We start from the raw sequence: 6,220 nt of genomic DNA on the forward strand, positions 1-6,220 counted from the left end.
GGAGCACCTCGCTGCGGGCCATCAACAGCCCGAAAATCGGCAATCCTGTGCGGCTTTCAAGATACATAACGGACGAGAGAAGATTTATGACTCACTATCTGGTCGTAACGGCCATCGGCACGGACAGGCCTGGCATCGTCAATGAAGTGACCCGTCACGTCAGTAGCTGTGGTTGCAACATTGTGGACAGCCGTCTTGGCATCTTCGGCAATGAATTCACCTTTATCATGCTGCTCTCTGGCGACTGGAACAGCATGATGCAACTCGAGATCAGCCTCCCCCTGCGCAGCCAGGAGTGGGATCTCATCACCATGATGAAGCGCACCGAGCGCCACCAGTCGCTCCAGTATGACGTGAGCGCCAGCGTCAGGATCCTGATCCGCGACGAACCGGGCATCGTAAGCCAATGCACCCAGTTCTTCAGCGAACATGGCTGGAACATTCAGGCGATGCAGTCCATGACCCTGGAACAGCAGCCATTCAACCTGCTCAAGATGAGCTTCCAGCTCAATCTGGCCAAAGAGGGAGAGGTTGAACGGTCGCAGACCGCCTTCGCCGAATTCTGTCGTGAACTGGGCGCAGAATCGTTCGAGTTTATCGTCAATCGCAAACACGCCTGAGCACTCACTCAAGGAGAACCCATGCAACCATTACAAGCTGGCAGCCCCGCCCCCGACTTCACTTTGCCCGACCAGAACGGCAATCCGCTGCAACTCTCCTCCCTGCGCGGCAAAAAAGTGCTGGTTTACTTCTATCCCAAGGCGATGACCCCCGGCTGCACCACCCAGGCCTGCAGCCTGCGCGACGTGAACGCCGAGCTGGCCGCCCTCAATGTGGTGGTGCTCGGTATCAGCCCGGATCCGGCCAAGCGCCTGAAAAAATTCGAAGAACGCGATCAGCTCAACTTCACCCTGCTGGCCGATGAGGATCACGCCGTCGCCGATGCCTTTGGCGTCTGGGGTCCGAAGAAGTTCATGGGCAAGGAGTATGACGGTATTCACCGCCAGAGCTTCCTGATCGACGAAGAGGGCAAAATTGCCCACCACTTCGACAAGTTCAAGACCAGCGATCACCATCAAGTCGTGCTGGATTTCCTCAAGGGGTAACCCTCCCCTGCATTATTAAAAGGCCTGCTACGCAGGCCTTTTTGCTCTGGCACGCCATCTCTTGCCTGAAGATTTTTCTCACCAACTCCCCCGCCCAGATCAAAAAATTCATTTTATATATGGGTTAACGTGACCCCAGAATCATCTTCCAGCGAGATATCCCATGAACATGAGCAACACAGAGCGTTTGATCCTGAGCAACCAGTACGAAATTCTGGCAAAACTCAATCCGGAGAAAGCGGACTTCTACCAGCGTGCCAGCACCATCATCGAGCGCGGCTACTGCCTGCAGATCCTCGAGCTGGAGAAGAGCTTCGGCCATCTGGATCTGGCGACCTGCCAGGAGGTCATCGATACCCTCGAGCTGCACCACGCGCTGGCCATCTCATGGGGTAATCTGGATGCTGCAGATCAGGGCGAGATCAACGCCAGCCGGTTGGAGTTCAACGGCTACAGCCGCAGTCAGGAGCGGGAGCTGGCCGACTATGTCTGCTTCCTGCTGGAAGTGGACAAGCGCTTCCCCGAGCTCAAGTGCCCGTGCGACGAGCTCTCCAGCGACATCGCCATGCGCGACAAATACCAGCGGATGCTGACTGTATGGCGCCAGTGTCCACGTCAATACAAGCTCTCCATCCAGGAGATCCGCAAAGTGCTGGCAGCCTGATTGCTGGCCACCAGACAACAAAAAAGGCGCCACTGGCGCCTTTTTGCATCTGAATCGGGTTATTCGTAGAGAAAGGATTTATCGAGCTGCTGGAAGGCGGCCTTGAGGGTATCGGCCAACTCTTCATAGCGGGGCTGGGAGACCAGCTGACGGCGGCCGCCCTGCTCGTTCATCTTGCCGTTGATCTCCCGATACCAGCTCGCCAGCGACGGGGGCAAACGGGTGTCAGCCCGCTGACCGAGCCAGTAGTAACCCTGCAGCGGAAGACTGAGCAGAAACAGCACGGAAGTGATGACGGAAGGCCAGTAGTGCTGCTCGCCAAACTGGAACTGCAGCATCACGCTGAGCACCGCCAGCGCCGGGATCACCTTGAGAGCGAATTCAGTCGCCTTGATCACCCGATTTTCAGGAAACATCGAATTGAGCTCGGGACGGCGCGGCCAAAGCGTCATATAATGGCGGCCTTGCTGTAACTTAGTTCCAAAAATGTTCATGCTCATACTACCTCCGAGCGCTTTTTGAACGTACTAACGGCAAAACCTCGACAAAATTTGATGCAAAGTAACAAAGGTTGAGGATGACTTTGTTATTTTTCAACAATCGGGTTATCCTTTGTACGCCCATTTTTGCGTCAAAAGCATCTTGCTATTGACCTGTCAGGGACGTCTGGATTTCGGGTCTTGTATCACTATACAAGGGGCAAGCAACAGATTGCCAACCCTCATAAGGATAAGTTGAAAGTTTTTGGACGTCCGGCGTCCAACGCATCCGCCTACACAACCCAATCTGCGATAGGATTTATTCATGAGTAAGCTGGTTCTTGTTCTTAACTGTGGCAGCTCTTCCCTGAAGTTTGCTGTCATTGACGCAACCACCGGTGATGACCTGCTGTCCGGCCTGGCCGAGTGCTTCAACCTCGACGACGCCCGCATCAAGTGGAAACTGAATGGCGAGAAAGGCAGTGCCGATCTGGGCGCTGGTGCCGCTCACCAGGAAGCGCTGGACTTCATCGTCAACAAGATCCTGCCGCTCAACCCGGAACTGTCCAAGAACCTGATCGCCATCGGTCACCGTGTTGTTCACGGTGGTGAGCGCTTCACCTCTTCCGTCGTTATCTGTGACGACGTGATCGCCGGCATCGAAGCCGCCGTTCCGTACGCGCCGCTGCACAACCCGGCTCACCTGATCGGTATCCGTGAAGCACGCCGCGTATTCCCGGCACTGGCTGACAAGAACGTGGCCGTATTCGATACCGCGTTCCACCAGTCCATGCCGGAAGAAGCCTTCCTGTACGCTCTGCCGTACAAGCTCTACAAAGAGAACGGCATCCGTCGCTACGGTGCTCACGGCACCAGCCACTACTACATCAGCCTGGAAGCTGCCAAGCAGCTGAACAAGCCGGTTGAAGAGCTGAACATCATCAACTGCCACCTGGGCAACGGTGGTTCCGTCTGTGCCATCAAGAACGGCAAATCCGTTGATACCTCCATGGGCCTGACTCCGCTGGAAGGTCTGGTGATGGGTACCCGTTCCGGTGATCTGGATCCGGCCATCATCTTCTTCCTGCACGACAAGCTGGGCATGAGCGTGGCCGATATCAACACCATGCTGACCAAAGAGTCCGGCCTGCAGGGTCTGACCGAAGTCACCTCCGACTGCCGTTTCGTTGAAGACAACTACGACAGCAAAGAAGAAGCCAAGCGTGCCATGGACGTTTACTGCTATCGCCTGGCCAAGTACATCGGCGCCTACGCTGCCGCCATGGACGGTCGTCTGGACGCCGTTGTTTTCACCGGTGGTATCGGTGAAAACTCCGCCCCGATCCGTGAAATCACCCTGAACAAGCTGGGTCTGCTGGGCTTTGACGTCGATCACGACGCCAACCTGAAGGCTCGTTTCGGCAAGGGTGGCGAGATCACCAAGGCTGGTTCTACCAAGGCCCTGGTTATCCCGACCAACGAAGAGTGGGTTATCGCCCACGACGCGCTGGAACTGGTCGGCGCTTAATTGACGCAGTAACTCGAGGCCGCCCACCAGGGCGGCCTTTTCCTGATCCCAAAAAATGAACAAGGGGTATAAAGTGGCACGCACTATTATGCTTATCCCGGTCGGCACTGGTGTCGGCGTAACTTCCGTAAGCCTTGGCGTTGTTCGCGCCATGGAGCGTCACGGTGTCAATGTCAGCTTCTTCAAACCGGTTGCCCAGCCGCGTCCGGGTGAAACCGGCGCCGAGCGCTCAACCGCCGTTATCCGCGCAGCTGCCAACATCAATCCGCCCGAGCCCTTCACCCTCTCCTACGCCGAGAACATGATCAGCTCCAGCAACACCGACATCCTGCTGGAAGAGATCGTTGCCCGCTTCGAAGAGCACGTGAAATCCAGCGGTGCCGAAGTGCTGGTTGTCGAAGGTATGGTGCCGACCGACAAGCAGCCCTTTGCCAACAAGCTGAACTACGACGTTGCCAAGGCGCTGGACGCTGACATGGTATTCGTGACCCACCCGGGCCATGACTCCAGCCAGAAGCTGAAAGAGCGCATCGAACTGGCCTGCTCCAACTTCGGTGGTGTCAACAACCCCCGTATCGTTGGTTGCGTGATCAACAAGGTTGGCGCGCCGGTTGACGAGCATGGCGTAACCCGCCCTGACCTGACCGAGATGTTTGAAGCCCATCACCACGCTTCTGACGCTGCCCACAACCTGGAAGTGCTGCAAGTGTTCGGCAAGAGCCCGCTGCGCATCCTGGGTTGCATCCCCTGGAACACCCAGCTGATCGCTCCGCGCGCCAAGGATCTCGCCAAGCATCTGGCCGCCAAGATCCTGCACAAGGGTGAGCTGGATAGCCGTCGTCTGCAGACCGTGACCTTCTGCGCCCGCTCCATCCACAACATGGTCGAGCACTTCCGTCCGGGCAGCCTGCTGGTCACCTCCGGCGACCGCTCTGACGTCATCGTCTCTGCCTGCCTCTCCGCCATGAATGGCGTCAAGCTGGGTGCCCTGCTGCTGACCGGTAACTATCATCCTGAGCCGCAGGTAATGGCCCTGTGCCAACAGGCCATGGCCACCGGCTTGCCGATCATGATGACCGGTACCAACACCTGGCAGACCGCTGTCAGCCTGCAGAACTTCAACGTCGATATTCCGGAAGATGACCGCGAGCGTATCGAGCTGGTGCAGGACTATGTGGCTGGCCACATCGACAAGCACTGGATCGAGTCGCTGACTGTCAGCTCTACCCGTTCCCGTCGTCTGAGCCCGCCGGCATTCCGTTATCAGCTGACCGAGCTGGCCCGTCAGGCCAACAAGCGTGTCGTGCTGCCGGAAGGCGACGAGCCGCGCACTATCAAGGCTGCCGCCATCTGTGCCGAGCGTGGTATTGCCCGTCCGGTGCTGCTGGGTAACCCGGAAGAGATCCGTCGCGTTGCCGAGCAGCAGGGTGTGGTTCTGACCGATCGCGTCGAAATCATCGATCCGGCTGTTGTTCGCGAGCGCTATGTGCCGCGTCTGGTCGAGCTGCGCAAGAACAAGGGCATGACCGAAGTGGTTGCCCGCGAGCAGCTGGAAGACAACGTGGTACTGGGTACCATGATGCTGGAGCGCAACGAAGTTGACGGCCTGGTATCCGGCGCGGTGCACACCACTGCCAACACCATCCGTCCGCCGATGCAGATCATCAAGACCGCGCCGGGCTCTTCCCTGATCTCCTCGATCTTCTTCATGCTGCTGCCTGATCAAGTGCTGGTCTACGGTGACTGCGCGATCAACCCGGATCCGACTGCCGAGCAGCTGGCCGAGATCGCCATCCAGTCCGCCGACTCTGCTGCCGCTTTCGGCATCGAGCCGCGCGTTGCCATGATCTCCTACTCTACCGGTACCTCTGGCGCCGGTGCCGATGTAGAGAAAGTGCGTGAAGCGACCGAGCTGGCCAAGGCCAAGCGCCCCGACCTCATCATCGACGGCCCGCTGCAGTACGACGCGGCCATCATGGAGAACGTGGCCAAGTCCAAGGCGCCGAACTCACCGGTTGCCGGTAAAGCCACCGTGTTCGTCTTCCCAGACCTGAACACCGGTAACACCACTTACAAAGCGGTACAGCGTTCCGCTGACCTGGTCTCCATCGGCCCGATGCTGCAAGGCATGCGCAAGCCGGTCAATGACCTCTCCCGCGGCGCTCTGGTTGACGACATCGTCTACACCATCGCCCTGACCGGTATCCAGGCTGCTCAGGCTGACGAACAAGCCTAATCAGCATCCGCCTGAAAAAACCGATCACAAAGGCTGCTCACCCCAGGTGAGCAGCCTTTTTTGTGGGGAATTTTTCTGAAGGCAGCATAAGCAGCCGAAGATTCAGAATCAGATAGATAAAAGTATGAGTGCGTTATGAGGGTGCGCGCCCTGCCATACAATAATTTCCATTTTGTATGTTCCGATAAAAGTCTTTATATATCTTGT

Annotated in this window: 6 protein-coding genes; 5 read left to right on the plus strand and 1 reads right to left on the minus strand. The window is 57.4% G+C overall.

Features of this window, described 5'->3' with window-relative positions:
• Positions 1-86 precede the first annotated feature (86 nt).
• From AACS24_RS14465 to AACS24_RS14475, 3 genes are all read left to right on the plus strand, one after another.
• The gene (locus AACS24_RS14465) at positions 87-620 is read left to right on the plus strand and encodes a glycine cleavage system protein R (protein ID WP_108571127.1); all 534 of its coding nucleotides are present in this window, start codon (positions 87-89) and stop codon (positions 618-620) included.
• Positions 621-641: 21 nt separating this feature from the next.
• On the plus strand, positions 642-1,106 hold the full coding sequence (bcp, locus tag AACS24_RS14470; protein WP_042031799.1) for a thioredoxin-dependent thiol peroxidase: 465 nt from the start codon (positions 642-644) through the stop codon (positions 1,104-1,106).
• Between the two features lie 163 nt (positions 1,107-1,269).
• Complete coding sequence (locus tag AACS24_RS14475) at positions 1,270-1,770, plus strand: YfbU family protein (protein ID WP_041210400.1); 501 nt, start codon at positions 1,270-1,272, stop codon at positions 1,768-1,770.
• 59 nt (positions 1,771-1,829) lie between these two features.
• Here the strand turns inward: AACS24_RS14475 and yfbV are convergent, their stop codons facing one another.
• Entirely contained in the window at positions 1,830-2,270 is a 441-nt protein-coding gene (gene yfbV, locus AACS24_RS14480; protein WP_043851809.1) for a terminus macrodomain insulation protein YfbV, read from the minus strand.
• Positions 2,271-2,574: 304 nt separating this feature from the next.
• On the opposite strand from yfbV, the gene AACS24_RS14485 reads away from it, so the two are divergent.
• Complete coding sequence (locus AACS24_RS14485) at positions 2,575-3,777, plus strand: acetate kinase (RefSeq protein ID WP_005339118.1); 1,203 nt, start codon at positions 2,575-2,577, stop codon at positions 3,775-3,777.
• Positions 3,778-3,832: 55 nt separating this feature from the next.
• Positions 3,833-6,013, plus strand: coding sequence for a phosphate acetyltransferase (gene pta / locus AACS24_RS14490; RefSeq protein ID WP_005339119.1), 2,181 nt, complete (start codon positions 3,833-3,835; stop codon positions 6,011-6,013).
• The last annotated feature ends 207 nt before the right edge of the window (positions 6,014-6,220 follow it).

Source organism: Aeromonas sp. HMWF016 (assembly GCF_963878195.1).
In the GTDB taxonomy this organism is placed as follows: Bacteria; Pseudomonadota; Gammaproteobacteria; order Enterobacterales; family Aeromonadaceae; genus Aeromonas; species Aeromonas lacus.